This is a genomic window from Micromonospora sp. NPDC049275 (genome assembly GCF_043197115.1).
Lineage (GTDB): Bacteria > Actinomycetota > Actinomycetes > Mycobacteriales > Micromonosporaceae > Micromonospora.
Map to the genome: position 1 here is coordinate 991381 of NZ_JBICSN010000002.1, position 24865 is coordinate 1016245.

The 24865-nt window shown below is 71.3% G+C and carries 24 protein-coding genes; 8 read left to right on the forward strand and 16 right to left on the reverse strand.

The annotated features are described in order from the left end of the window. Window positions 1-3: 3 nt before the first annotated feature. Complete coding sequence (locus ACGFIE_RS10070; protein WP_393293025.1) at window positions 4-822, forward strand: alpha/beta fold hydrolase; 819 nt, start codon at window positions 4-6, stop codon at window positions 820-822. A 318-nt stretch (window positions 823-1140) separates the two neighbouring features. Here the strand turns inward: ACGFIE_RS10070 and ACGFIE_RS10075 are convergent, their stop codons facing one another. Together ACGFIE_RS10075 and ACGFIE_RS10080 are read right to left on the reverse strand one after the other, a co-directional pair. Continuing rightward, complete coding sequence (locus tag ACGFIE_RS10075) at window positions 1141-1584, reverse strand: DUF5990 family protein (protein WP_393293028.1); 444 nt, start codon at window positions 1582-1584, stop codon at window positions 1141-1143. A 71-nt stretch (window positions 1585-1655) separates the two neighbouring features. Beyond that, window positions 1656-2126, reverse strand: coding sequence for a hypothetical protein (locus ACGFIE_RS10080; RefSeq protein ID WP_393293030.1), 471 nt, complete (start codon window positions 2124-2126; stop codon window positions 1656-1658). A gap of 155 nt (window positions 2127-2281) precedes the next feature. Between ACGFIE_RS10080 and ACGFIE_RS10085 the strand changes: the two genes are divergently transcribed. Next, window positions 2282-2665 (forward strand): hypothetical protein, encoded by a 384-nt coding sequence (locus tag ACGFIE_RS10085; protein WP_393293033.1) that lies wholly within the window; start codon window positions 2282-2284, stop codon window positions 2663-2665. Window positions 2666-2684: 19 nt separating this feature from the next. Here the strand turns inward: ACGFIE_RS10085 and ACGFIE_RS10090 are convergent, their stop codons facing one another. Beyond that, window positions 2685-4244 (reverse strand): hypothetical protein, encoded by a 1560-nt coding sequence (locus ACGFIE_RS10090; protein ID WP_393293034.1) that lies wholly within the window; start codon window positions 4242-4244, stop codon window positions 2685-2687. A 13-nt stretch (window positions 4245-4257) separates the two neighbouring features. Then, window positions 4258-4638 (reverse strand): hypothetical protein, encoded by a 381-nt coding sequence (locus ACGFIE_RS10095; protein ID WP_393293036.1) that lies wholly within the window; start codon window positions 4636-4638, stop codon window positions 4258-4260. 235 nt (window positions 4639-4873) lie between these two features. Between ACGFIE_RS10095 and ACGFIE_RS10100 the strand changes: the two genes are divergently transcribed. The 4 genes from ACGFIE_RS10100 (at window position 4874) to ACGFIE_RS10115 (ending at window position 8695) form a co-directional block, all read left to right on the forward strand. Next, a complete protein-coding gene (locus ACGFIE_RS10100) occupies window positions 4874-5965 on the forward strand; it encodes a winged helix DNA-binding domain-containing protein (RefSeq protein WP_393293039.1) in 1092 nt (363 codons plus the stop codon). Between the two features lie 94 nt (window positions 5966-6059). Continuing rightward, window positions 6060-6758: a DUF4396 domain-containing protein gene (locus ACGFIE_RS10105; protein WP_393293041.1), complete on the forward strand. Its 699-nt coding sequence runs from the start codon at window positions 6060-6062 to the stop codon at window positions 6756-6758. 82 nt (window positions 6759-6840) lie between these two features. After that, the gene (locus ACGFIE_RS10110) at window positions 6841-7725 is read left to right on the forward strand and encodes a S41 family peptidase (protein WP_393293043.1); all 885 of its coding nucleotides are present in this window, start codon (window positions 6841-6843) and stop codon (window positions 7723-7725) included. 25 nt (window positions 7726-7750) lie between these two features. After that, window positions 7751-8695: an SCO2521 family protein gene (locus ACGFIE_RS10115; RefSeq protein ID WP_393293045.1), complete on the forward strand. Its 945-nt coding sequence runs from the start codon at window positions 7751-7753 to the stop codon at window positions 8693-8695. On the opposite strand, the gene ACGFIE_RS10120 is transcribed toward ACGFIE_RS10115, so the two are convergent. Beyond that, entirely contained in the window at window positions 8674-9642 is a 969-nt protein-coding gene (locus ACGFIE_RS10120) for an SCO2522 family protein (RefSeq protein ID WP_393293047.1), read from the reverse strand. The genes ACGFIE_RS10115 and ACGFIE_RS10120 overlap by 22 nt on opposite strands. After that, window positions 9639-10535, reverse strand: a complete 897-nt coding sequence (locus tag ACGFIE_RS10125; RefSeq protein WP_393293049.1) for an SCO2523 family variant P-loop protein — start codon at window positions 10533-10535, stop codon at window positions 9639-9641. The genes ACGFIE_RS10120 and ACGFIE_RS10125 overlap by 4 nt, the downstream gene beginning before the upstream one ends. A 175-nt stretch (window positions 10536-10710) precedes the next feature. Here ACGFIE_RS10125 and ACGFIE_RS10130 point away from each other — a divergent pair, with 175 nt between their 5' ends. Beyond that, entirely contained in the window at window positions 10711-11472 is a 762-nt protein-coding gene (locus ACGFIE_RS10130; RefSeq protein WP_363685751.1) for an SCO2525 family SAM-dependent methyltransferase, read from the forward strand. A gap of 102 nt (window positions 11473-11574) precedes the next feature. Here the strand turns inward: ACGFIE_RS10130 and ACGFIE_RS10135 are convergent, their stop codons facing one another. The 6 genes from ACGFIE_RS10135 to ACGFIE_RS10160 form a co-directional block, all read right to left on the reverse strand. Next, window positions 11575-12594: a hypothetical protein gene (locus tag ACGFIE_RS10135; protein WP_393293051.1), complete on the reverse strand. Its 1020-nt coding sequence runs from the start codon at window positions 12592-12594 to the stop codon at window positions 11575-11577. Between the two features lie 462 nt (window positions 12595-13056). Continuing rightward, a complete protein-coding gene (locus tag ACGFIE_RS10140) occupies window positions 13057-14313 on the reverse strand; it encodes an MFS transporter (RefSeq protein ID WP_393293053.1) in 1257 nt (418 codons plus the stop codon). A gap of 1 nt (window position 14314) precedes the next feature. After that, window positions 14315-14899 (reverse strand): winged helix-turn-helix domain-containing protein, encoded by a 585-nt coding sequence (locus ACGFIE_RS10145; protein ID WP_393293056.1) that lies wholly within the window; start codon window positions 14897-14899, stop codon window positions 14315-14317. A gap of 175 nt (window positions 14900-15074) precedes the next feature. Beyond that, window positions 15075-15416 carry a GlsB/YeaQ/YmgE family stress response membrane protein gene (locus ACGFIE_RS10150; RefSeq protein WP_393293059.1) on the reverse strand — a complete coding sequence of 114 codons (342 nt, stop codon included), beginning with the start codon at window positions 15414-15416 and terminating at the stop codon, window positions 15075-15077. 88 nt (window positions 15417-15504) lie between these two features. Further along, window positions 15505-16407, reverse strand: a complete 903-nt coding sequence (locus ACGFIE_RS10155) for a hypothetical protein (RefSeq protein ID WP_393293062.1) — start codon at window positions 16405-16407, stop codon at window positions 15505-15507. Continuing rightward, the gene (locus ACGFIE_RS10160) at window positions 16404-16805 is read right to left on the reverse strand and encodes a hypothetical protein (protein ID WP_393293064.1); all 402 of its coding nucleotides are present in this window, start codon (window positions 16803-16805) and stop codon (window positions 16404-16406) included. The genes ACGFIE_RS10155 and ACGFIE_RS10160 overlap by 4 nt, the downstream gene beginning before the upstream one ends. Before the next feature lie 72 nt (window positions 16806-16877). Here ACGFIE_RS10160 and ACGFIE_RS10165 point away from each other — a divergent pair, with 72 nt between their 5' ends. Next, window positions 16878-19676, forward strand: a complete 2799-nt coding sequence (locus ACGFIE_RS10165) for a CHAT domain-containing protein (RefSeq protein ID WP_393293065.1) — start codon at window positions 16878-16880, stop codon at window positions 19674-19676. Between the two features lie 4 nt (window positions 19677-19680). On the opposite strand, the gene ACGFIE_RS10170 is transcribed toward ACGFIE_RS10165, so the two are convergent. The 4 genes from ACGFIE_RS10170 to ACGFIE_RS10185 are packed head-to-tail and all read right to left on the reverse strand — an operon-like array spanning window position 19681 to window position 24488. After that, window positions 19681-20796, reverse strand: coding sequence for a tetratricopeptide repeat protein (locus tag ACGFIE_RS10170; protein WP_393293067.1), 1116 nt, complete (start codon window positions 20794-20796; stop codon window positions 19681-19683). Next, window positions 20768-21508, reverse strand: a complete 741-nt coding sequence (locus ACGFIE_RS10175; protein WP_393293069.1) for a DUF6338 family protein — start codon at window positions 21506-21508, stop codon at window positions 20768-20770. The genes ACGFIE_RS10170 and ACGFIE_RS10175 overlap by 29 nt, the downstream gene beginning before the upstream one ends. Window positions 21509-21517: 9 nt before the next feature. Then, the gene (locus ACGFIE_RS10180) at window positions 21518-21697 is read right to left on the reverse strand and encodes a hypothetical protein (RefSeq protein ID WP_393293072.1); all 180 of its coding nucleotides are present in this window, start codon (window positions 21695-21697) and stop codon (window positions 21518-21520) included. Between the two features lies 1 nt (window position 21698). Then, entirely contained in the window at window positions 21699-24488 is a 2790-nt protein-coding gene (locus ACGFIE_RS10185; RefSeq protein WP_393293074.1) for a CHAT domain-containing protein, read from the reverse strand. Window positions 24489-24865 lie beyond the last annotated feature (377 nt).

Below are 24865 nucleotides of genomic sequence, written 5' to 3' on the forward strand. Positions count from 1 at the left end.
ACAATGACGACGAACAACCCCTCCTCGACCAGCTCGACGTGGACCGGCATGGTGCCGGTCGACGACACGGCCCTGGCCGTCACGGACACCGGCGGTCCCGGCATCCCGGTGGTCTTCCTCAACGGCCAGTTCGCCACGCAGGGATACTGGCGGCACGTCATCGCCGACCTGGGTACCGGATGGCGGCACATCACCTACGACGAACGAGCCCGGGGCAGAAAGTCGGGACGCTCGGCGGACTATTCGTTCGAGGCGGCCGTCCGGGACGTCGACGCCGTCCTCGCCGCCCGCGGCGTGGACCGGGCGGTGCTCGTGGGCTGGTCCTACGGGGCGGTCGTCGGCGCGCACTGGGCCCACCGCAACCCACACCGCGCCATCGGAGCGGTGCTGGTCGACGGCGCCTTCCCCTACGACTGGCTGGACGAGGCCATGGAGCAGCGCATTCGCAAGCTGTTCCGACGGATGCGCTGGTTCCTGCCGCTGCTGCGCCCGACGGGCCTGGCGCCGCGCATGAACGCCGACGAGCAGGCGGAGAGCAACATCGAGCTGGGGCGACTCTCCAGCGAGCACGAGCTGGGCCCGGTGCTGGACGCCATCACCGTCCCGGTGCGGTACGTGGTCGCGTCGGGGACGTCCTTCGGCAGCAAGGGCGACGAGCAGGAACGCATCCGCACCAGCCTCGACGCGGTGACCGCCCGCAACCCGAACATCCGCGTCGGCGCGAAGGTCACCAGCAACCACGGCGCCATCCTCAAGAAGGACTTCGCGGCCGTCGCCGCAGCCGTACGCGAGGTCGCCGCCCTCGACCCCACGAAACGCTGACGACCACGCCGCCGCTCGCCCGGTCCCGGCTCCCCCGTCGCCTCGAGCGACCGGGCAGCCGGGACGGCAGGCGCCGCCGGGACAGCCGCAACGATCCGGCGGGCCAGGGACGGCCCGGACGGCCACGACCACCGGACGGCCGAAGCCGCAGCCGCATCGTGCAGCCATCGCCACACCGTCACCGCCGCGGCCGCCGCGCCAGCTCGTGGCACGTCCCCACCTGTCCCGCCCCTCCCTGCTGGCCACGCCGCCGGCCAGCACCCGTTCGCCGTGACAGGGGGCTGCGCGCGGGCCGGTGCCAGCGGCCGCGACCGCCTGTTACTCCACCGTCCAGGTGATGGCGGGAGGCTGGACCCAGGCGCACACCGGCTCCCCGGTCGCGTCCGTCAGGCCGAGTCTGCCGACCAGGAGCCCGCCGTCTTCGTGTGCGGCGCGCAGCAGCGCGGTCGGGACGTCGGTGAACATCAGCTTCGCTCGTCGGAACATCGCGAACCCGTCCTCGGTCACCGTGCCCCAGCTCAGGTACAGAAACCGCGCTCCGGCACGGCCGTGCACGAACGGCCCTCCGACGTCCAGCATCCCGTCGACCTCCCGGCTGGACACCTCGACGGTCCAGGTGGCGGTGATCGCGTCGGCCGGCACGCGATCGATCACCTCGGTTTTGCGCTGGACCCCTACGTGCACGTTGCCGAGCCGCAGCGCGTCGGCGTCCGCGCCACCGCGCCGACCCGGGAGGTCGCTGCCCTCGATTCGAACGCGCACGCCACCCTCCGGTCTCTCCGACGTCGACCGCCTGCTGCGCCGACGGATGGCGCACCCATCCCGGGTGGCCGCTAGACGATCGTAAAAAGGCGGTCAGCCGGATGCACGACGGCAGCCAGCACCGCGCCCGGCACGAGAGCCGGGTCGACCGGTCGGATCGATTCCGCCTCGAACGTCGCGAATCCGGGTCCGCTGATCCGCAGGCGCAGTTCCAGTGCGGGCTCCTCGCCGCCCGGCTGGTTCGTCACCGCGAGAATCTCCGCCGTCGCCGCGACACCGCCGCTGGACAGCCGACGGGCGTCGCGGCGCGAACGGGTGACCAGCCGCAACCCGAGGACGCCGAAGCCGACTCCGATGATCGTCGCGAGGATGCCGCCGGCGAGAAGGCCCCAGAACTCGGCGGACGACCGCGGTGGCGCCAGCGTCACGGCGACGGCGAGCAGGAGCGGGCCGGGCAGGCAGATGGCCAGGAACACCAGTCGGAAGAGCAACGCGCCGACCGGACCGACGCGCGCCTGCGCCTCCCGTGGTGCACTGATCACCCTCGAACTGTAGTCCGGCGCCCACCGGACCATCTTCGGGAGATCCGCGCGCGACACCACGGACATGCCCCGGCCCGCGGCCCGATTCAGGGCCGGGTCGCCCGAGCGGAATCGGCCCGACTCCGGAGGTTGCTCGCCGATGGCATCATCGCCTCATGAACGTTCGTCGTCTGGCGGCCATCGACATGTACGGCAGCCGGGGCACCACCCGCCGACGGCGGATCATCCTGGCCGAGTTCCTCGTCGGTGTGGTCGCCATGGTGGTGTGGGGCAGCTGGCTGTTGGCGTCCTCCGACGAACTCGGCGCCCGGGCGTTCGGCCTGTGGCTCGTCGGGGCGGGCCTCAACTACGCTCCGCTGTCCGCGTACGCCATCATGTTGACGCGGCGCGGCGCCCTCGACGCCGAGCTGACCGGCGCCGACACGGACCGGGAGCTCCGCCGCTACACCGTCCTTCAGCTGTGGGTCTTCGTGCCGCTGTCGCTCGTCGTCTTCACCATCCGCGACGTGCTCGCCCGGCGCGGAGCGCGGACCACCTGACGGACGGTCCGGGTCGCCGTCAGCGGCGCGGGCGGGTGCCGCGGCCGCCGACGGCTTCCCGGTACGCGCGTTGCTGCTCTCGGTGCCGTTCTTCCCAGGGCCGGACGGACCTCGCGGCGAGGCACCAGCCGGCCCAGACGCAGCCGCCCGCGACGAGCAGCAGGAAGAACGCGGCCACCACCTCGTCGAACGAGGGCAGGGCCCCGGCGATGCCGAGGGAACGCTCCAGTTGCCGGTGGTCGCGGTAGTCGAGGTAGTCGCTCGCCATAGCTCCGCCCACGACGACGAGCACCGGGAAGGCGATCAACTGCAGCAGCAGGCCATACCGGGATCGGTCGATCCAGGCGGCGGGCGAGGCCGGCGCCGGCGCGTACGCCCCGCCGAGCCGGAACGCGGCCGGGACGAGCACGATCGCGGCGGCGAGCCCGCCCGCCACGAGCTGGGCGCTCAGGATGCCCGCGATCCCCGGACGGGCCCAGCCCAGGGCCAGCCAGGTGAGAAGGACAAAGAGGGCCGTCCACCCGACGACGAACGTCAGCGCCCGACGCACGGCTGCCGCCCGAGCCGCCAGGCTGACCCGTTGCGCCTCGGCGGCCTGCCACTCGTCGATCTGCCGCTGTACGTTGCGGCGTTTCTCGGCGGCCGCCTGCTCGCGCTCCGCCTCCCGCCGGGCCGACTCATCGGCTTTCCGCCGGGCGACCTCCGCTTCCCGTCGCGCCTGCTCCTCAGCTAACCGCGCGGCCTCCGCCTTGTGTCGCGCCTGCTCTTCGGCGCGTCGGGCGGCCTCCGCCTCGCGCCGGGTCCGCTCGTCGGCCCGTCGGGCGGCGTCCGCCTTCCGCCGGGCGGCCTCCGCCTTCCGCCGGGCCCGCTCGGCGGGGCCGACGAACGGCGGCAGCGGGTGGGGGCGGGTCCGTTCCCGCAGCGGATGCCGCGGTGGCAGGTCGGCGGGGACCCGCCATCCGACGTCGGTGCCGAGCACCACCCGCATCTCACCGACCAGCCGGTCGGGCAGGAGCGTCGCGACACCCGAGGCGTTGCGCCGGGCGTCGAGGCCGTCGACCACCAGCACCAACCGTTCGCCCCGCTGTTCACATGCCCGGGCGGCGTCGGTGTACCGGCTCAGCAGGTGCGCCTCCCCAGTGGCCCTGGTGAGATGACCCGGCATGGTCCCGTCGGTCAGCTCGACCAACTGCTCCAGCACCACGTCGACGAACGCGTCGCGGGTGTCCTGTTCGGCGCGGCGGGCGATGGCGAAGAACGACACGACCCGTACGCTCGGGGGCGGGTGGAGCACGAACCAGGACAGCAGCGCGGTCATCCCGGCGCCCGGCTCGGCCTCCCACCGCTGGTACGCGCCCGGCCCGTCAGCCGTGCAGAAGGCCGCGAGCCGCGCCAGCTCGGCATCCCGGTCGAGCAGCTCGGCCGGGGCGATCCGGTGCACCTCCGCCAGGTACGCCGATCGCACGACCGGGCCGAAGTTGATGTATTGGAGGCTGTTGTCGCCGAACTGCACGCCCCGGGCGTGGCGGGCGTCGATGCCGCGCGACCGGTTGTCGTCCGGCTGCCCGCTGTCGCCCATCCGCCCGGCTGCCTCAGTTGAAGGTGATGTGCTGGATGCTGGCGCTGCCGAACTGGACGCCCTGTGCCCCGCGCACGTCGACCGGCCCGATCTCGGTGCGGGCAGCGGGCGCCTCGGCGCGCGCCAACAGGTCCCGCGCGAGCCGGAGGATCTGCTCGTCCCGGTCGACGCCCGCTCGGGTGAGTTCGTCGGCGAGGCGTACCTGCCAGACGTCCGATTCGGTGCCCTCGGCCTCCAACGACCGCAGCGCCTCCTGGCCGTCGCCCGTCAGCCGGCGGCGGACCAGGCTGCGGAAGCTCTCGGCGGCGTCGCGGACCGCGACGCTTGTCGCGTCGGTGACGCCAGTCGACACACCGAGCGCCAGCGCGGAGAGAAGCAGTTCCACACCGTCCACGAGCACCTCCGTCAGCGACGCCAGCAACGTGCCCCTATTGCACCATCCGGACACCGCGCGTGGGCACCCACGCCGACGCCCCGCGCCGGCTGGTGGGTGCGGCGGCGACCGTCCACGCAGGTGGCGGGCGGGCACGCCACCTGGTGTCCGGATGACGACAGGCTCGGTGCGGTCACCATCGCGGCGATGGCGCGACCGGAACAGCCACCGCCGCGGGAGGCCCTAGGGTGCAGGCATGGTTGACAGTCGTCAGGTGCTGCGCTTCCGTGTCCGGGCCCAGCAGCTCGACAGGGGTGAGGGCACGCTCGCCGACACCGCCGTCCTGGCCATCGGTGTGCAGAACACCGGCCCCGACGGCGCCCGGTGGGCGTTGGCCGCGCGCGGGGTCGACGTGACCGCGTTGTCCGACGAGCAGGTGGTCCTGCTGTGGACGGTGCGCGGCGCCCCGCACCTCTACCGGCGGGCCGACGTGGGGCGCGTGGTGGCAGCGCTCGAACCGTTCTCCGATGCCGACGCGGGCAAGCGCATCTACGACGCCGCCAAGCCGTTGAAGGCGGCCGGCATCGCCAATCTCGCGGCCCTGGACGAGGTGGCAGCCCGCATGCGGGCCATCGTCACCATGCCGACGGTCAAGGGTGACGTGTCCGGCCGCCTGGCCGCGGTGCTGCCCGAGCCGTATCAGCGGTTCTGCCGGCCCTGCGACGCCACGCACATCTACGAGATGCCGTTCCGGCTCGCCGCCGTGCGCGCCGGGCTGGAGTTGGAGCTCGACACGTCACCACCGGTCCTGCGACGCATCACCGGGTTCCGCAGGGCGGCCAGCGCGGGCGACCGCTTCGACCTCGTCCGCGCCTACCTTCGCCTGCTCGGCCCGGCCACCCCGAAACACGTGGCCGACTATCTGGACGCCCCGGTCAAGGATGTGAAGGCCCGCTGGCCCGACGACGTGATCGAGGTGACTGTCGACGGGCAGGCGCGCTCGCTGCTGGCCGCCGACGAGGAGGCGCTGGACTCGGCCGATGCCAGGGGCGCCCGCCTCCTCGGCCCGTTCGACCTGTTCCTGCAGGCCAAGGACCGGACGACGCTGGTGCCGGACACCGCCCGCGCCAAGGAGCTGTGGCCGGTGCTGGGTCGCCCCGGCGCCGTCCTGGTCGACGGTGACCTCGTCGGCACCTGGCGTCCCCGTAAGTCCGGCAGGACGTTCACGGTCGCGGTCCAGCCCTGGCAGCCGCTGTCGCGTACCGCGCGCGCGGCCGTCACCGCACAGGCCGAACGTCTCGCCGCCCACCGCGCCGTCTCCCTCACCCGCGTCGACTTCGGCAGTTAGGTCCCCGCGCGTCGAACGGGCTGAGAGACTGCGGAGACCCCTCGGCGCTCGACTGCGGAACGCGCCGACGCCCGACGCGCGGAGAGGGGCGAGGATGCAACCGACCTGGCTCCTGGCACTGGCCTGGGTCTCCCTCACGGTCGGCGTCGTCAGCTGCGCGATCGTCGTCACCGACACCTACCTTCGCGGGCACCGTCAGCCGGTCCGGGTCATGGAGATCGTCTGGTTGGTGACAGTCCTCTACATCGGCCCGGCGGCCGTGCGCCTCTACTGGAACTGGGGTAGGCCCGAGGCGTTCTCCCGCCGGCGGCGCGAGGACCAGCCCCGCAGTCCACACCGGGGCATCGTCGTCACCCAGGTGTCGCGCTGCGGCGCCCACTGCGCCCTCGGTTTCGTCGTCGCCGAGGTGGCCCTGTACCTGATGAGATCCGATCCGGCCCACGAGACCCTGTGGGTCGACTACGCCGGGGACTACCTGACGGCGGTGGTGATAGCAGTGCTCTTCCGGTACGTCGGCGCGCCCGGTCGCAGCGGCACGAAGGTCTGGCACGCGATGTCCACGGTCGTCCGGGTCGAACTGCTGACCATCACCGCGTTCGAGTTGGCGCTGTTCGGGTGGCTGACGCTCGCGCACCGCGTGGTCTTTCCCGAGCCACCCCTGCGACCCGACAGCCCGATCTTCTGGTTCGCCGGGCAGTTGGGGCTGATCGCCGGCTTCGTCGCGGCGTGGCCCACCGCCTCCTGGCAGCTCGGTCGGGGGCTGAGAATCGAACGGCGCCTCTCCCACGACTGACCGTGACCTGACAGCGAGTGGATCGTGGCGGCTGGGCGAAATTCGGTGGCCAGGAGGCCGTTGGCGGTCTATCGTGCCCGCCGTGCTCCCCAACGAAAAGATCATCGGACAGGCCCTGGACCGGATCGAGGCAGGGTACGTCTTTCCGGACCGGGTCGCGGACATCGACGCCGCGATCCGGCGCCATCTCGCGGCGGGCGACTACGACGACCTGGACGGGCCGGCGCTCTGCGAGACGGTGACCGCCCACCTGCAGCAGGCCTGCCCGGACAGGCATCTGCGGCTGCTGTGGTCGGACCGGCCGCAGTCGCTGGATCCGGCGGACGAGGACGGGGGGCAGGCCGCGTTCCGCGCGCTGCTGCGCGCGGAGAACCAGGGGATCCGCCGCGTCGAGCACCTGGACGGGAACGTCGGGCTCGTCGACGTGCGGCGCATCGCGTACGCCGACGACGGCGCCGCCGCGATCGGCGCGGCCATGCAGTTGGTGGCCCTCAGCTCCGCGCTCATCCTCGACCTGCGCGCGTGCAGCGGCGGAACGCCGGAGGGCGCCGCGATGTGGTGCAGCTACTTCTTCCGCGACGACCAGGTGCACCTCAACGACTTCTACGAGCGGTCCACGGGCGCCACGCGCCAGTTCTGGACGACCGCGCACCTTCCCGCGCCGCGCTATGCGGACCGTCCGGTCCATGTGCTCACCAGCGCGATGACGTTCTCCGGTGGCGAGGACGTGGCGTACACCCTGCAGGCGCACGGTCGGGCGGTCGTCGTCGGTGAGACGACGCGTGGCGGCGCGCATCCGACGGCCCGCCACCCCGTCACCGAACACATCCTCGTGACCGTGCCGACCGCCCGGACCATCAACAGCGTCACCGGCACCAACTGGGAGGGCGTCGGAGTGATCCCCGACGTGCCCGTTCCGGCGGACCAGGCGCTCGACACGGCCCTCAAGGCCATCGCGGGCGCCTAGCCGGATCGGGCGGCACAATGGACACATGCTGACCCTCGGGGCGGTCCACACCGGTCTTGTGCAGCATTCCGGTGCGCTGCCGGTCGACCGTGCGGCCGAACTGCTCGACCTCGTCGAGGGCGCCGCCGTGGTGTCGGTCCGCCGCCCGATGGCCTGCACGACCTCACCCGAGATGCTCACCGGCGTCGACTGTGACGCGCCCAGCAGCACCGGACGTCGCGTACGGGTCGTCGGCACGATCATCGGCCGGGTGAGCGTCACCGGTGGCCGCATCGCGCAGTCCTCGGTGGATACGCGGCTGCAACGGGCCGCGATCAGCACTCGCCTGCCGTGGCAGATCTACCTCGGCCGGCCCGGGCAGCTGGACGCGATCGGCAAGGTGAGCGCGCCCGCCGTGGTCGACGGGTACCTGCGTGGCGGCGCTGGCCGCTCCGCGGTCCCGCACACGAGCCTCGACCTGGACGCCGTGGCCATGCAGCTGCTCGACCGGGTGCAGCGTGGCGACCTGCTGGACCGGCGGCCGCCGCTGCGGGCTCCGCGTACGACCCTGCGCTGGTCGATCATGGTGGACGACCGGTCATCGGTGGACGACCGGGCGAGCTTCACGGTCGGGGCCGGACAGGCGCGCAGCCTCGAGGTGACGCTGGGCCGCCACGACCCGACCGCCGCCCGACTCCTCTGCGAGGACCTGGCGTTGCACGACTGGCTGGTGACCACTGTGTCATCGGTGGTGGATGACCTCGCCGCCACCTCGTGGCCACCGCCGGTCCGGGTCCACCGGCTCAACCTGCTCGTCGAACACCTCACGCGCCTGTGGATGCCCGGCGCCCGGGTGCCCGGTTCGATGAGTGCCCTGGCGCAGGAGCTGGACCGGCAGGCGGGCCTCACTCGCCAGTGGACGGCCTGCGTGCAGTGGATCCGCGACCAGCTCGCCGCTGCCACCGCCGTTCAGTCGTTGACGAAGATGTAGGCGATCCGATCAACGATCCGCTGCGGCAGCTCGATGCCCTCCGCCACGCTTCGGTGCCGCAGTTCGTCCAGGAGGTCGGCGTCCGCGGCGATCTGGCTCAGGATGGTCCGCACCGCGTGCTCCACCGGCAGCAACGGCGACCGGAGCACCGAGCACGTCTGATAGGCGGTGAACGGCTCGGCGTCGGGGTTGAGCTGCAGAACCGGTGGCATCGTGGTCCAGTCGGGCGGCAGCGTCGCGGCCGGATCGAACCGCTGCGGACGGGCCACCACGGCGCCGTGACGGCGGAGCAGCCCAAGCCGCACCAGCTGCCAGACCGAGGCCAACAGGGCGCACGACCACGTCGGCACCCCGGCGTCCTGCGACCACAGCTCGACGTCGACGAAGATGCTGTGCCAGGGGGCGGTGCTCTCCACGGGCGGCGCCCAGGGCACGGGCGGGCGCATGGCCGGCCGGATCTTGTCCGGAGAGCGCCGTCCGTTGCAGAGCCAGCCTGATTCGGTGGTGAACGAGCCGGCGCCGGTGACCCGGGAAGCCGGGTCGGGCACCAGGCGGTCGGCGACGAGCCGGGCGAGCCTGACCCCGTCCGCCTCGGCGCACGCCGATTCGCGAGCGAGGTAGTCGATGACGACTCCCGTCTGCTCGCAGGCGACGTGCAGCTGCTTGATCACCTCGTCCGGCGGCGGGATCTCGTTCGCGTAGTCGTCGACGAGGATGCAGGTGCTCACGCGTGGTCGGACACGGGGTGGCAACCGGCGGCGGCAGGATTCGCCTGCCGCCCGCAGCCACGGCTCGCTCCGAGCGAGATGCCGCAGCATCTCGCCGTCGCCGGGCACGAAACCTTCCGCGTAGAGATGACCCACCTCAACGGACAGGTGCGAGAGCGGAACGGATTCCGTACGCCGCCCGGCCGTCGCCTCGGCGAACGTGACCTCCACACCCATCATCCGGCCTCCTCGCCCTCGACCACGATCGTCAGGAGCCGCACGAAGGAGGCGACCGTGCCGGCTCCGGCGATCTTCCGCTCGTGCAGGTCGTCGTCGCAGATCAGCTGCTCACGCCCGTGCAGCAGCGCATCGAACGGCACAGTCGTCCGATCGGCGCCCATGCCGTCGGCGAGCCTTGTCAGATCACGGTCGCAGGCCCGCAGGAACTCCGTCTGCACCTGGCCGAGCGTCGCCCCCTCGGCGTACGGGTCGATCACCGCGGTCCGTACGAAGTGCAGACCCTCCTCGAAGGCCTCGGCGTCGTGGCCGCGCCGGCGGGCCACCTTGAGCAGGCCGTGATCGTCGTGGACGAGGCCGGTGGCGGCCGTCACATGGTCGCGGGTCCACTTGTGGAACACCAGCCACCGCGATGGGACCTTCCGGACTACCGGCATCGCCGTGGCGGCCAGGGCCATGTCGACGGCGAAGGAGCGGCCTGCACTCAGATCGACGATCACGACCTGGAACTCCTCCGCCAGATACAGGAGCAGTTTGGCGCACCGCTCGTCGATCGTGGGCGTGGTGACGAATTCCGAGCCGTTGCGGTCACCGGGGAACAGGACGAGCTGACCGGCGCCCGGCGGTCGACGGCGCAGGGCCGGGTGATCCGACCCGGCCCACACGTCGACGCGGTGGGGTGCACTGGTCTCGGCGAGCAGGTACGACTGCGTCCCCCCACGCGACGTGCCGCCCGCGACAGCGGACACGGCGAAGACAGTGCCGGCAGTCGGCGACGCGAAGCTGAAATCGAGGTAGCACGTGTCCCGCCCGGTCAGGGCGCTGCGATAGGCCACGTTGGCGCCGACCACCGAGCGGCCGGCCCCGCCCTTGCCGGAGGTTGCGAAGATGAACACAGCCACCCCCTTCCCCGGCACAGGCTAACCCGGCCACACAGTCCCAATGACAGTGGTAAATGTCTGCTCCCGCGAATTGCACGAAGTCCGCGGCCTTCGGGCTACGACTGCGCCGGGTCGTGGTTGTCTGGAGCGGACCGGCGCCCTGGAGGCCGAGGTGTACGAGGTGCAGCCAATGCCGACCCGCAACAACGACGTCGACTGGAACACGTTCCAGCCACGCGCCTATCACGCGCACAACTACCGTTCGGTGCGTCCCGACGACCTTCAGATCGTCCGTGCCACCAGAGACTTCTTCGCCACGGCGAACCTGCCCTCGCATCCCGCCCGCGGCCTCGACGTGGGTGCCGGCGCCAACCTCTATCCCGCCTTCGCCATGATGCCTCTCTGCGAACACGTCGACCTCGTCGAACACTCGCCGGCCAACGTCCGGTGGCTGCGGTCCCGGCAGAGTCGGTGGCGGCGCTTCGATCACGGGTGGGACGAGTTCTGGCAGCTCTACGCGGAGCGGGACCGCTACGCCGCGGCGATGCGCGGCCGTCGCCCGCTCGCGGAGTTTCGGGCCAAGGCCACGGTCACGCAGGGCAGCATCTTCGACCTGCCACAGCAGCGATGGGATATCGGCACCATGTTCTTCGTGGCTTGTTCCCTGTCGGCCGACCGTGACGAGTTCGATCGGGCCGTACGCTGCTTCACCCGTGCTCTGCGGCCCGACGCGCCGTTCGCGACGGCCTTCATGACCGGCTCCGACGGTTACGACGTCGATGGCGTGCGCTTCCCGGCCGTTCCGGTCGACGCGGTGATCGTCGAGCAGACGCTGCAGCCGCTGGCCACCGACGTCAAGGTGGTCCCGATCGACTCCGAGCACCCGTTGCGCCCGAACGTCGGCATGGTCCTCGCGCTCGGGCACTCACGGGGCGCCTCGACAAAGAGCTAGCGCCCCTTCCGTAGCCCCGGGAGCGCACTCGGCGCGAACGCCATCACCGTGCCGCCGGAGGCGCGGCCGTCGGTCGAGAGCGTCGCCGCCGACCGCCTGCACCTATTGCGGCCGTTCTTCCTCGTCGATGGGGTAGGCCGCGGCCCACAGCGCACGGAAGACCTGCACCCGTTCCATCACCCGGGGCGTGCGCAGCACCAGGCGCGTCTCGGCGATGACCGGCATGGCGTCGTTGACCAGCGAGGACGCCGGGGTGGTCTCGTAGGACAGCACCCCGTCGAAGACGATGAAGTCGACGACCTGCGGCCGCAGCACCGGCGGCGTCCGTTCCCGGTCGAGCACCCGCACCTGAATGCCGAACTCCTCCTGCTGCCGGCAGGCGCGCTGCATGTCGGGATGCGCCAGGTCCCTGCGGTCGTCCACGATGAAGATCCGCCGGATGCGGGCCTCGTTCTCCTCGACCGCCTGCCGTTGCGCATCCAGATAGCGCTGGCCGAACTCGCTGCGCCACAGCCCCCCGTCCACCGAGGCCAGGCTGATCGCGTCGATCGACTCGCACACATGCCGGGTCAGCCCCAGCAGCCAGTCCCGGTCCTCGCCGTAATAGGTGACGTCGCCGCCCTCCGCCATCTCCTTGATGAAGTCGGACATGTCGCGGATCTGAGTACGCACGAAGTTGTAGATCAGCGGAGGCGAATCGGGGCTGATCTCGGTCGAGTGCTGCACGAACTGAGTCACCAGGTCGGTCTGCACGGCCGACGCCTCGATCGACCCAAACAATCGGGTCGCGTCATTGATCTTCGCGAACGCGTCCCCGACCAGCCTCTCCATGCGTACCTGGCCGCTGCGTGAGGAGGCCTCCACGACGGCCAGCCGCTGCTCGAAGTCCACGAGAAAACGCACCAGTAGCGTGATTCCGCCGATGAGAATGGACAGCGTAATGCTCGTCGTCACCGGCTGCTTCAACGCATTGGTGATCAGAAAGGTGGCAGCACCCGTCCCGGCGGTGACGGCCATCTTGCGCGTGACGGTGGACGGCGCGGCGACCATGGTCGCGGCTGCCTCGCTCGGGGTGCCAACGCCCGCCCGAGAGCCCCGTCGTCCCTGCTCATCCGCCGCCACACCCCAAATTGCAGCGCATTAATTGAGGGAGTGCAAGCACTCGCCTGGCGAGCGGTCGTCGCCACGTTCACCCCTCACCGCAGGTCCGGAGAATCGATCTCCACATTCTCGGACGGCCGTTTCGTCGGCCGTCGGTCGCTTGATCGAGTTGCGACGAGTGGCTTCACCAGCGAAAGACCAGTGATCAACGCCACCGTGCCGGCCAAATCGCCGAGACGTGATTATGTCGGCGAATGCGTCTGTTATAGGTCGCCCGCCAACCGCACCGCCGCCGCCCCGATCGATCGGTCCGAGTAAGACTTCCGACAGATTCGGGCGAGGACGTGAACACGCTTCGGCAGCGCAGCGAGCCTGTTCCGCCCATTCCCGTGCGACCAGCCGCTGCCATGAGCTCGGAAGTCGTTCGGATCGGCGACAGGGTCGCGGTCCTGCGTATCGAACCTCAGCCGCGCTCGTGCTGGTCTACCCGACGTCGACGGTGGCGCGCTCCCGCACGGCGGCGCGCTGCCGCCGGACGTCACGCAGGCCTACGTAGGCGACCGCGCCGGCGGCCAGGTACAGCAGGGCCTGCACGTTGAGCACGAGTACGACGCTGAGCACGTCGCCGAGCAGACCGGCGGCCGCCATGCCCAGCCCCTGCGACGCGTTGAAGATCGCGTAGTAGACGCCGAAGGCCCGGCCCAGCTCGGTGTCGGGCACGCTCTGCTGGATCTGCGCGAACGCTCCGCTGGCGTACGCGACGCCAGGCGCACCGACCAGGATGAACAACCCGACGTACCACTCGGGTTGACGGGTGACCGCCGGTCCGTTCCAGATGACCAGGCTGATCAGGGAGAAGGTGGTCGCCCCGAGGATCATCAGCAGTCGGGGGCTGAGCCGGGCACCCAACATGCCGACGATGAGCCCGCCCACCACCCCGCCGATCGCCTGGACGCCCCGCAGCACACCGGTGAGGGTGCCGTCGGCGTGTAGCGCGCGGCTGACGAAGACCACGAAGAGCACCACGAACAGGCCCTGTGCGATGCCGCCCAACGCCACACTCACGATCGTCATCCGTACCGAGCGGTTGCGCAGCATCGCCGTGAGGCCGTGTCGCCAGGCGGCGAGAAACGAAGACGTACGGTCCGGGGTCGCCGGCGCCGCGGCTGCGTGGTGGGCGGCCCGGCGGCCGGCGGCGATCAGGGTTGCCGTGATCACGAAGGCCACGGCGGCGCCGACGGCCAGGTAGCGGGTGCCGTCGCGGGTGATCGCGAGCCCGCCCAGCGAGCCTCCGATGAGGCGTCCGACGCTCATGTTGAGCGCTATCACGCTGTTGGCGCGTACCAGGTGGGCGGGCTCGACGAGGCGTGGCAGCACGGCGTTGCGGGCGGAGTCGAACGTCTGCGTCAGTACCGCCTGAGCCCCGGCGACAAGGGAGATGACCCACAGGTGGTGGTCGGGTTGGCCGAGCAGCGGGATCACCACTGCGGCCTGCAGCACGGCAACGCCGCTCATGAGCCGGAACCTGTCGAAACGATCGGCGAGAGCACCGGCGAACGATCCCAGCGTGATGCCGCACAGCAGCTCGACGAGGAAGACGGCGGAGGTGGTGAGCGCCGAACCGGTCACCCCGAACACGTAGATCGGCAGCCCGGTGAGCAGCAGCCAGCTCGCCACGCTGGAGAAGAGCCCGGCAGCCCAGATCAGGGCGAATCCGCGGTGTCGCAGCAGCGTGACCATCTCAGATGAACTCCGGCGTGAGGTACGCCTGAAGGTTGAGACTGACCGGCCGGGCATCGCTCGGGGGCGCGTTTCGCAACGGGCGCAGGTACGGCCGGATGACGGCGTCCAGGGTCAGCGTGAGGTGTCGCAACTCCTCGGGAGTGAGCGAGAGCGTGTAGCTGTGGAACGTGGCGCTCTCCCGCCACTCGTCGGTCAGTTTGTGCTGCTGATGTTGGTAGCGCTGCAACGATCGGAACCCCTCGTCGAGCTCCAGGGCGGTCAGCGCGTCGATGATCTGCTGCCCCTCGGCGTCATCGGGATCCGGGACGAGTTCGAGCCCGGTGGCGGCAGCGCGCCACGGTCGGTCACGCCGGTTGGCGTCGTCGGCGGGGGCCCGTTCGATGAGGCCGTGGCGGGCCAGTTGACGCAGGTGGTAGCTGCAGTTCGATCCGGTGTCGTCCAGGGCCTCGGCGCACTGCGCGGCGGTTCTCGGGCCGGCGGCCAGCAGGTAGCGCAGCAGCCGCAGGCGCAACGGGTGCGCGAGCGCGCGCAGCTTTGTCGCGTCCTGGACGCGTACCCGACGTTCCGGCTCGTTCCGCTCCATCAGCACTGCCCTAACGAAAGACTCCTTTCGGTTATACGTCCTGGGAGCACGTTTTCGCAAGAAGTCTTTCGCATCGAGCGAGCCGGGACCTCTCCCTGGCCAGAGATCAGCTCGGGTTCCGTGAAGTCGGGGTGTCCAACGAGCCGGGACACCCCGACTTCCATGAAGCCGCTCGTCAGCCCTTGGCCTGGCTGCGTCGGGGCCGCCGGCGCGGGGTGTCGTCGCCGCCGGCGAGCCGGGTGAAGGTGAGCATGTTCGCCAGTGCCACGACGATGATCGCGAGGCCGACCTGGATCGCGAGCACCACCCAGTCCCAGCGCAGCACCCACACTCGCGCGCCGGCGCCGTCGTCGACATGCAGCGCCCGGGCGACCACGGTGCCCAGCACCGCCGAGCCGACGCCGATGACGAACGTGGCGAAGAGGCCGATCCGCTGCCTGCCCGGCAGGATGAGTCGACCGAGCAGGCCGACGAGCGCACCGATGAGCACCGCGCCGAGATAACCGGTTACCAGCATTGCCGTCTCTCCCCTCCAGCAGTGCCGAGCTACATGCCCGATTCGCGCGGTCCGGGAAACCCCGCGCCGGCGGCACCGAGCCCCGGGATCACCGGTCCTTGCGCAGCAGGACTGTCACGGCCTCCCCGTCGGCCGTACCGAAGGCGCCGTCGGTGGGATGCCCGAGCGCGGCGCCGAGGGTGCGGACGTGCAGGTCGACCACCGCCTCCACCAGGTCCGCCAGCACCGACACCGTGCCGCGGCCCCGTCGCCAACCCGCCAGACACAGGCCGAGGCCGACGACCACCGCCGGCCACCACAGCAGACCGAGCGCCAGATACAGCAGCCCCCAGCCCACCCGTCGGGCGGCGGCGGCGAAGTCGGCCTGCGCGAGGGCGAGCGGGGCCCGGGTCTCCTCGGGCAGCAGCAACCACAGTCGGGGCCAGGCGGCGGCCAGGTCCAGGCCGTAGCAGGCGCGCACGCGTACGGCAGTGGCGAGCATGCGGTCGCCGATCCACGTCGGCCGGTCCGGCTCGGTCACCGCGATCCGGTCGCAGGCGCGGGCGAGCGCCTGGGTGTCCGGCAGCGGCCCGGTGGTGTCGTCGGCGGACCGCAACAGGCGTGCCTTGTCCCGCAGGGCGTTCTCGTAGCGGTCCATGGCGGCGTTCCACAGGCGTCGCCGCCGGCGGGTCAGGGCCTCGCCGGCCCGGCCCCAGTCCTGGGTCCACAGGGCGGTGACCAGGCGTTCCAGGCTCTGGGCGGCCAGCGCGGCGACGACGCTGCCGAGCACCACACCGAGCACTATCAGCAGCGCGGACCCGGTGCTCCGCGACGGTGACCCGAGCGCGAGCCGGTCCACCTCCTGCCGCAGCAGCCGCAGGTCCCACCAGTGGGCGTGGCCGAGCCGCACCGCCACGGCAGCCATCGCCACGAACACCAGACCGGGCAGAGCCAGGCCGGAGAGCCACCGCTCGGCCAGCTTCCCGCCGAGCGAGGCGATGACCGCGTTCACCGGTCCATCCGAAACGTCGGCAGCGGGCAGTCCCACACGGCGCAGCGCGGCGGCGGGCCGGTGTCCGTGCGGGGGATCTCCACCCGGTCGCACAGGTCACCGGGGCACACCCGCACCACTTCCGGGCGGCGGCCGTGGATGCCGGCCAGCGGCAGGTAGCGGTCGCCCCGGACGGTCGTGTCGCCGCCGACCAGGCCGCCGAGGCGCATCAACTCGGTCACCTCGGCGAGCACCGCGTCCACGGCCTCATCGGACAGCGACCGGTCGCGCAGCCGCGCCAGGACCCGGGCCGGTTCCGGGCCGAGCAGGTCACCCACCTGCGCGATGTCGGCGCAGACCCGGGCCAGCCGGGTGGCCCGGTCGTCGTCGAGCTGCCGGTCCGGCGCCGATTGACTCATCGGCCGATTATCCCCTGTCGATGTGGCGCGCGGCTGGCAGGCTGGGGGCAACCGCGACGGGGAGGTGCGCCGGTGGGTCGCTTCACGAGGGACGCCGTTGACCACTGGCGTCGGGCCGCGGCCGGACGGCCGCGCGGCGACAGGCGGTGGGCCGAGGCCCAGGTGGAGCTGGGGGCCGCGCTGCTCGACCGCTACCACGCGGACCAGGCGCGGCAGGACCTGATCGAGGCCACCGTCGTGCTGGAGGCGGCGATCCGCACGATGGCCGACTCCTTCCTGGCTGCGGATCTGGGTACGCCGCACGGTGTGCGCGCGCTTGCCACGTACACGGATGTGCTGCTGTCCAGAGCCCGCATCGAGAGTGAGCCGCAGCTCCTGGACATCGCCGAGCAGTATCTGCGGTTCGCCGAGGACGCCTCGGCCGACCTCGCCAACAGCGCGGTGCTGATGCTCAAGACCTGCCAGGTCCATCGGGTCCGGCACGACTTCGACGGCTCGGTCGACACGCTCTACCGGCTCACGGCCATCGCCAAGATGGCCGAGCAGTGGATCAGCGCGGAGCATCTGCCCGCGTTGCGGGGCATTCACGCGGAGGCGCTGTTGCGCGCCTACCAGCTCACCGGCGTGGAGGACTACGTCGACGAGGCGTTGGAGCTGGTGTCCTCGGTGGACGCCACCGGGCCCAACCAGGAGCAGATCGTTCTGCTGCGTGCCCGCTGCCTGCTGACTCGGGCGTCCGGGACCACCCACACGGCAGATGTCGAACGGGCCGTCGCGGTGCTGCGGGAGCACAACCCGCAGAGCGTCGACGCGCGTTTCCTGGCCGGGCAGACGTTACTCACCCTTGTCGACCGCACCGGCCGTGCCGAGCTGCTCCGCGAGGCCTGGGAGGAGTTCGCCGCCGCGCTGAGCGCCGTCGGAGAGCGGCATCCGCACCATCGGACGGCGCTCGCCAGCCTCTCCACGGTCGGCATGAAGACGCACCAGCTGACCGGGGACATCTCGGCCCTGGAGACGGCGATCGGTCTGCTGCGCCGGGCGCTCGCGCTGTCCGTACGCGGGGAGCCCAACCACGCGTTGTACTCGGACCAGTTGGGCTACAGCCTGCGGCTGCTCTACGACGCCACCGGGGAGCCCGCCTATCTCCAGGAGGCGCTCGTCCTGCTGCGCCAGGCGCTGGACGCTCTGCCCGAGCGCGATCCGCACCGTGTCGAGACCGGGTTGTCCATCGCCCAGGCGTTGCGGGCGACCTACCTGCGTACCGGTGAGAAGGCGCTGCTGACCGAGGCCGCCGAGCGGGCGCGCGCCGCCGGTCGCATCGACTCCGGGGCCGTGCCGGTCCGGATCCAGGCGTTCGACAAGGCGGCCTACACGCTTACCGCTCTGGGCCGGTGGGAGGAGGCGACGGATGCCTTCGACGAGGCCATCACGTTGCTGCCCCGGCTGGCGTCGCGGGGGCGTACCCGACACGACCAGTACGCCGATCTCGGCTCGACGGCCGGCTTGGCGGCGACCGCCGCCTCGTGCGCGATCGGCGCCGGGCAGCCGGAGCGGGCCCTGGAGCTGCTGGAGCGTGGCCGGGGCCTGCTGCTGCACCAGCGGTTGACGGCCGACGGCGAGTGGGCGGCGCTGCAACGCGTCGACGGGCGTCTGGCGGCGGACTTCCAGCGGATGCGCCAGGACTTCGAAGCGCCCGCCCCCGAAACGTCGCGGCCCACCACCTTCGGCCGGGACCGGGAGACCGAGTGGAACGTGCTGCTGGCGACGATCCGCAAGCTGCCCGGTCTGGGCGATTTCCTGCGCGCGCCCAGCGCCCGACAGCTGCTCGACCAGGTCGACGGGACCGTGGTCGTGCCGATCGCGAGCGAGTTGCGCTGCGACGCGCTCATCCTGCGGGGGCGTCGCGTGACGGTGCTGCCGCTGCCGGACCTGTCGCTCACCGACGCGATGACGCACCTGCGGCTGCTCCAGGAGGCCACCACCACGGCGTACGACCCGGCTGCGGACGCCCGGAGCAGGCTGCGCGCCCAGTCGGCGCTCAGCGGCGTACTCGAATGGTTGTGGTCTGTCCTGGTCGGGCCGGTGCTGGACCGGGTCGACGCGCCCGGGGCGGCCGGCGAGCTGCCGCGCGTCTGGTGGTGCCCGGTCGGTCCGCTGGCCTTCTTTCCCCTGCACGCCGCGCAGGCCGGCGCCGGCCGGTCGGCGCTCGATCGGGTGGTCTCCTCCTACACCCCGACGGTGACCGCGCTGGCCCGCAAACGCACCGGAGCGCCCCGGTCCCGGCCGGACGCCCGGTCGTGCGTCGTGGCGATGCGCGCCACCCCGGGCGGCCCGGGGGCGCTGCCCAGCGCCGAACGTGAGGCCGCGTCGGCGGCGCGGGCGCTGCCCGGAGCGTGGATCGGGCTGGACGCGGCGGCCACCCGGGAACAGGTCCTGGACCGGTTGGCCGACTCGGCGTACGCGCACTTCGCGTGCCACGCGGTGGCCGACCCGCACGACCCGGCGCAGGGCCGGCTGCTCGTGCACGACCACCAGGCCAGCCCGCTCACCGTGGCCGACCTGTCCCGGCTCGACCTGGACGCGGAGTTCGTCTTCCTGTCGGCCTGCGCGACCGCCCAGGCACCGCCGACCCTTGTCGACGAGGCGCTGCACATCACCGGCGCTTTCCAGCTCGCCGGGTTCCGGCATGTCATCGGCACCCTGTGGGAGGTCGACGACGCGATCTCCCTGGCCCTGACCACCGCCTTCTACGCGCACGGCGACGCGACCGGGTCGGCGGCGCACGCGCTGCACTCGGCCGTGCGCGGGCTGCGGGAGCGCTATCCGCTGGCGCCGACGCTGTGGGCGGCGCACATCCACACCGGCGGCTGACCTTTCAACGCCCGTCGACGAGCCGGACCAGCGCCCGCGCCCTCTCCGTGTCGGGATGACCCGGCCCGTGCACGCGTTCGCAGCCGGCCAGCGCGGCGCGCGCCTCCGGACCCGCCCGCCGATCACCGGCCTCGATTAACAGTTGGGCGAACAGCGTCCGCATCTCCAGGGTCCCCGGATGGTCGACGCCTCGGCCCCGTTCGCTGTCCGGCAGCGTGTCGGCAAGCAACCGGATCGCCTCGGCCCGTCGGTCCACCCCAGCTAGGGCTCGGGCCAGGGAGTGTCGGGCGTGCAGGCGTACCCCGTCGGTGGTGCTGAGGGCGCGCCCGGCGTCGTCGGCGAGCGCCCGGGCGGCCTCGACCGCGTCGGCCGCCCGGCCGTTGTCGAGCAGGACGACAAGCAGGTTGCTGCGGGCCTGGAGCGTCACCGGGCTGGTGGGGCCCACCGTCCGGGTCAGCCGCCGGACCACGTCGCGCAGGGCCCGCTCGGCCTGCTGGCTGTGGCCCCGCAGGTGCTGGAGCCCGGCCAGCTTCAGCTGGCAGGCAAGGGTTTCCGCGCTGTCGCGGCCCAGCGTCCGCGCCATGCCGTCGGCGACGGTGCGCAGCAGCGTCTCGGCCTCGTCCGTCCGACGCAGCTCGATCAGCAACCAGCCGAGGTTGTTGCCACTGCGCAACGTCTCGGCGTCGGAGTCGCCCAGCACCCGACGCCGCGCCTCGTAGACGTCTCGTTGCACCCGTTCCGCCTCGGCGTGGCCGCCGCGCTGCCAGAGCGCGAAGGCCAGGCTGTGCTTGCTGCGCAGGGTGTCCGGATGCTCCGGCCCGAGCGCCGAGCTGCGCAACCCGACGATCTCCTGGTAGACGCTCACGGCCTCGGCGACGTCGTGGTTGCGCATCAACTCCTGCGCGTAGCGGGTCCCCGCCTCCAACGTCCGCGGGTCGCTCACGCCGTACTGCTCGTGGTAGGCGTGGTACTGCAACCCGTAGGCGGTCGGACCGCCGATCGTCGTGGTGCTCGACCGACCGCCCCCGCTGACGGTGATCTCGAGGACCGGCCCGGACGGCTCCGATGCGCGCGGTGGCTCGTCGTCGCGTTTACGGCTGCGGTGGAACCATCTGCCCATCGCGCGCACCTCCTGCGCTGTCGACGACCTCACGCTCGGGCCCTGCTGTCGGATCCGGATCCTCCGGCTCCCGGATGACGGGCGGGTAACTGATGTGGATGACGCGGATCATGGAGCCGGGGACGTAGAGCTTGACGGCCGGGGACGGCGTCCTCTCGAAGTAGCCGGTGCCGCTGAAGAAGAGGGGACGTTGCAGCACAAGGTCACGTCGGGCCGGGTCGTCCTCGATCGCCGCCTGCCGCAGATAACCCTCGACCAGGCGCCCGTCGTCGAGTTCCACGGCGAGATAGGGCTCTCGTCCGCCGGGCGACGGGGTGGCGAGGACACCTACCGACATCACTCCGGCGTTGATGGGCCCGACACGGCCGGGGGCCCACCGGCCCAGCACCTCGCCGGCCACGATGCACAGCGTCACGCTCAGGAGCAGCACGAGGCCGGCGGACGCGACGACGTGCCATGCGGAGGCCCGCAGGTCGCGCGTGTCCCCCACCAGGTCGTGAAGTGAGACCAGCCACGGCACCACGTTTCCCAGCGCGAGAATCAGGAGGCTGGCGACGACTGTGGCCAGCGCCCCCGCGCCGAAGAACTCGATGACCTCCCTCGTCGGGCTGGGCTTGTCGGAGAAGACGTGACGTCGGTAGGTCTGCACGAAGCAGAAGCCGGGCGCCAGGGCGGCGATCAGGACGGCGACCGTGACGATGTTCGCGGGCATGGGCGCCGCCTACGACGAGGGAGGACGGGGCGGCGGTGGGGCCACCGGTGGCGGGGGTACGAGCCGTCCCGCCTCGTCGTCGTCGCTCTCGATGGCGTCCTTGGTGACGTAGGAACGCCAGTCCAGACCCAGGTCGTCGAGATCGTCGAGCCCGTCGGGATCGGGATTGGACGGTTGGTGCGTCGTCATGTCATGAACCTCCACTCGTACCGGCGGGAACCCGACTGTCGACACCGAGGGCGACGAGCCCCGCCCAGAGCACCGGCGGCGCTTCCGGCCGGCTCTCCCGCCATCGACGCTGGGCCCGGCGCAGGGCGATCGACGGGGGTACGCCAGCGCTGAGCAGACCGTAGAGGTGGCTGAGGATTGTCGCCGTCGAATGACTGTACTCGGGATTCTCGGCCGTCCCGTCCGGCAGCGGGAACAGTCCACCGAGCACGGTCTCGGCTCCCCGGCACAGCGCCACGGTCGGGATGCCCAGCGGGTCGGTGCCCTGACGTTGGTCCAACTCGGCCGACAGACAGGCGTTGATCAGCAGCAGCGGGGGGAACCGCAGTGCGAGCATGCGTGCGGCGGACAACTCGGTGCCATCGGTCAGCATGAGGGCGTGTGCCAGGCCCGGGCTTCCGTTGCCGTGCACAGTCACCGCCAGCAGTCGAAGCGGTGATCGTGTGCCGCGGTCGCGCAGCACGGACAGCAGCGCCTCGGGCGTCGTCAGGAATTCGACCGCATCCCCGTACGCGCTTGTCAACGCCTCCTCCTCGATGCGGATCCCGTCCGGATTGACGTCGGCGAGATAGGCCGCCGCCGGCCCGTGCGACTGTTGCTGCACGTCGGTTGCGGTGTCGTCCAGCAGGGCGAGGCTGGGTAGGTAGCTCAGGATGGCGTGGTCGGCGAGGAACCGGTCCGCGCCGTCGTTCCGCACGGCCAGGACGGCCCAGGGGACCCGCCACAGCACCGGATCCGGCACGATCAGCAGGTGCGGCACGTCCCCGTCCGGGTCGCTGCGGCCGAGGATGGTCAGGAGCCCTGGGGGCAGGAGCAGGGCGGCGAGCTCTGACCACTGACCCCACTTCGGGGTCCGCAATCGACGGCAATGTCGGCTGGTCTCCCATTCTCCGTCCTGCGCGCGGAATGCGGTCGGCACTGCACCGGCGGCACCGTCGACGGACTCGCCCGTACCGCCCTCGACACCGTCGGCGGCGGGCCGGCGCGGTGCCTGCACGATGAAGTCCCGGATGATCGATGCTTGCCGGTCCGTGGCCGTGTGGAGGTACGGAACGCGTACGCCGTCCGGGGACGTCCAGATGCCGGTGATGACCACCGAACCGTCGTCGTCGAAGAGCCGGGCCTGGAGCAGGTGGGAGCCGCGTGGGAGCCGGCCCGCGGGTGCGCCGGACGCCTGCGGGGCGGTTCCCTGGAACATGCGCCGGAAGCGGATCGACACCAGGCTCTCCAGCCGCTCGTACGCGGCCAGGCTGACGATCTCCTTCTGCTCCAGGTCGTCGGGCTGGTCCCCCACGGGCTGCCCGGTCTGTTGACCGCTTATCGCATCTTCGTAGCTGGCGATCTCGCCCAGCAGTCGGACGAGGTCCGGTTGGATGTCGTCGGCCCGGTCGTCCGCGGCGATGCCGCCCCGGAGCACCTGCCGGAGGGCGGTCCGGCTGCTCAGATCCATCACCTCGGCGAGGAAATCCACTGCGGAATCATCGCCCCGGTCGTAGCGCTCGTGGGCGAGCCGGACCGCTGTCAACTCCTGCTCACCCATGACGCGCGTGAGGTGGGCCTGAGCGTCCCTCCACCCCCAGCCAGCCCTGACCTCGCTGAGCAGTCGGATCATCAGCAGGTAGGCATCCAGCGCGCGCACCTCCTCACCGGTGAGGGTGAACACCGTCGCTCGCGCCAGATGATGACGGATCCAGACATGGGGACCGGCGTCGTCCTGCCGATATGCCTCGGCGGCCTCTGCGAGGTAGGTGTCGGCCTCGGCCGGCCGGCCCGCCTCGGCGGCCAGGCCGGCGAGCAGGTCACACGCGTTACCGAGAACGGTCAACGCTCCCCATTGGCGGCTGAGTGTGCGCGCCTCGAGCGCGTGCGACAGCGCGGCCTCGGTGTCGTCGGTCTGGACGCAGATGACCGCGAGGTTGTATTCGATCCGTACTCGATTCAACCGGTACATCTTCCCGCCGGCGACCTCGATCGCCTCGGTCATCGACGCTCGGGCCTCGGCATATCTTTCCTGCGCCAGATACAGATTTCCCAGCCCCAGCAGAGCCTCCCCCAGCGCCGACCGGTCGGGGTGCTTCCGGAGGTATTCGGCGGCGGCCGTGAACTGCCGCTCGGCAAGAGCGTGGTCGCCCTGACCGAGCGCCCAGGCGGCGCGCTGCATGGCGATGCTGTGGAGCACCTTGGGATACTTCCGCACGGCCGGGTGGTTGGCGGCACGGTCCTGCAACTCCCTCGCGGCCGCCAGCTCACCGCGTCGGGCCTCGCCCTCCGCCTGCGACACGAACGCCAGGAGCGAATCCATCAGCTGGATGTCGCGCCAGCGAAGCAGCCCGCCGGTTGCCCGCCAGAGTTTGATCCGTGTCTGCAGGCCGATGCCGACGAGCACCAGAGCACCGACGACTGCCACCTTCGCGCCGAACTGAAGCCAGGTGAGGTAGGCCAGTGCCACCCAGATCGTGCAGGTGAGCAGCGGCCTGAAGGCGCTTGCGTAGACCCGCAGGACAACGGCGTCGCCTCGGGTCGCGAGAGTGGGCAGATATATCCAGTCGTTCAGAATCCGAAAGAGTTGGGCGAGGGCCAGGAGAATCACCAGCTGCAGGATGCTGGGCTGATTCCGACCGAGCATCGCGTTCACGAGGAAGGCCAGGACGACAATCTGCGCCAGGATCAGGGCGGCGAGCAATCCCTTGCGCCCTGCGCCAACCTCGTCCTGCCGCTGCAATCGGTAAGCGCGTGGTCTGTTGTCGACCATCCGGCGGTCGCCCTTCCTCGGCACCGATCCTGAAGGTTCTGGAAACCCGGTTGGGGCGCGTCGCGTTCGGTAGGACAGCCTAGCCACATCACATTCACGTTCGTGCCGCGCAATGCGCCTTTCGCACCGTACTTACGCATTTCCGTGATGGAGAGTCGGATCCCGGACAGCGCGTTTCGGCCGCCGACCGCGCCCCGTCAGCGGGTGAGGCTCGCAGTCAGGATCCATCGGCCGTGGCCGCAGGTGCCAGCGGCCCGCCCACACCAGCATCAGCCACTGACTCGTTGCTCATCAGATGCTCATCGGGCTGCGGCAAGGTCGAGAGGTACGCCTGCCGACGTCCGGCAGGTACGCCGTTCGGGCACCGATCGGCGACC

Coding starts and splice junctions, on each gene's coding strand:
- ACGFIE_RS10180 (WP_393293072.1), bottom strand. CDS start 21,697: ATGACGACGCACCAACCGTCCAATCCCGATCCCGACGGGCTCGACGAT.
- ACGFIE_RS10085 (WP_393293033.1), top strand. CDS start 2,282: ATGAACGTTCGTCGTCTGGCGGCCATCGACATGTACGGCAGCCGGGGC.
- ACGFIE_RS10105 (WP_393293041.1), top strand. CDS start 6,060: ATGCAACCGACCTGGCTCCTGGCACTGGCCTGGGTCTCCCTCACGGTC.
- ACGFIE_RS10170 (WP_393293067.1), bottom strand. CDS start 20,796: ATGGGCAGATGGTTCCACCGCAGCCGTAAACGCGACGACGAGCCACCG.
- ACGFIE_RS10130 (WP_363685751.1), top strand. CDS start 10,711: ATGCCGACCCGCAACAACGACGTCGACTGGAACACGTTCCAGCCACGC.
- ACGFIE_RS10160 (WP_393293064.1), bottom strand. CDS start 16,805: ATGAGTCAATCGGCGCCGGACCGGCAGCTCGACGACGACCGGGCCACC.
- ACGFIE_RS10140 (WP_393293053.1), bottom strand. CDS start 14,313: ATGGTCACGCTGCTGCGACACCGCGGATTCGCCCTGATCTGGGCTGCC.
- ACGFIE_RS10185 (WP_393293074.1), bottom strand. CDS start 24,488: ATGGTCGACAACAGACCACGCGCTTACCGATTGCAGCGGCAGGACGAG.
- ACGFIE_RS10115 (WP_393293045.1), top strand. CDS start 7,751: ATGCTGACCCTCGGGGCGGTCCACACCGGTCTTGTGCAGCATTCCGGT.
- ACGFIE_RS10145 (WP_393293056.1), bottom strand. CDS start 14,899: ATGGAGCGGAACGAGCCGGAACGTCGGGTACGCGTCCAGGACGCGACA.
- ACGFIE_RS10070 (WP_393293025.1), top strand. CDS start 4: ATGACGACGAACAACCCCTCCTCGACCAGCTCGACGTGGACCGGCATG.
- ACGFIE_RS10100 (WP_393293039.1), top strand. CDS start 4,874: ATGGTTGACAGTCGTCAGGTGCTGCGCTTCCGTGTCCGGGCCCAGCAG.
- ACGFIE_RS10090 (WP_393293034.1), bottom strand. CDS start 4,244: ATGGGCGACAGCGGGCAGCCGGACGACAACCGGTCGCGCGGCATCGAC.
- ACGFIE_RS10120 (WP_393293047.1), bottom strand. CDS start 9,642: ATGATGGGTGTGGAGGTCACGTTCGCCGAGGCGACGGCCGGGCGGCGT.
- ACGFIE_RS10175 (WP_393293069.1), bottom strand. CDS start 21,508: ATGCCCGCGAACATCGTCACGGTCGCCGTCCTGATCGCCGCCCTGGCG.
- ACGFIE_RS10150 (WP_393293059.1), bottom strand. CDS start 15,416: ATGCTGGTAACCGGTTATCTCGGCGCGGTGCTCATCGGTGCGCTCGTC.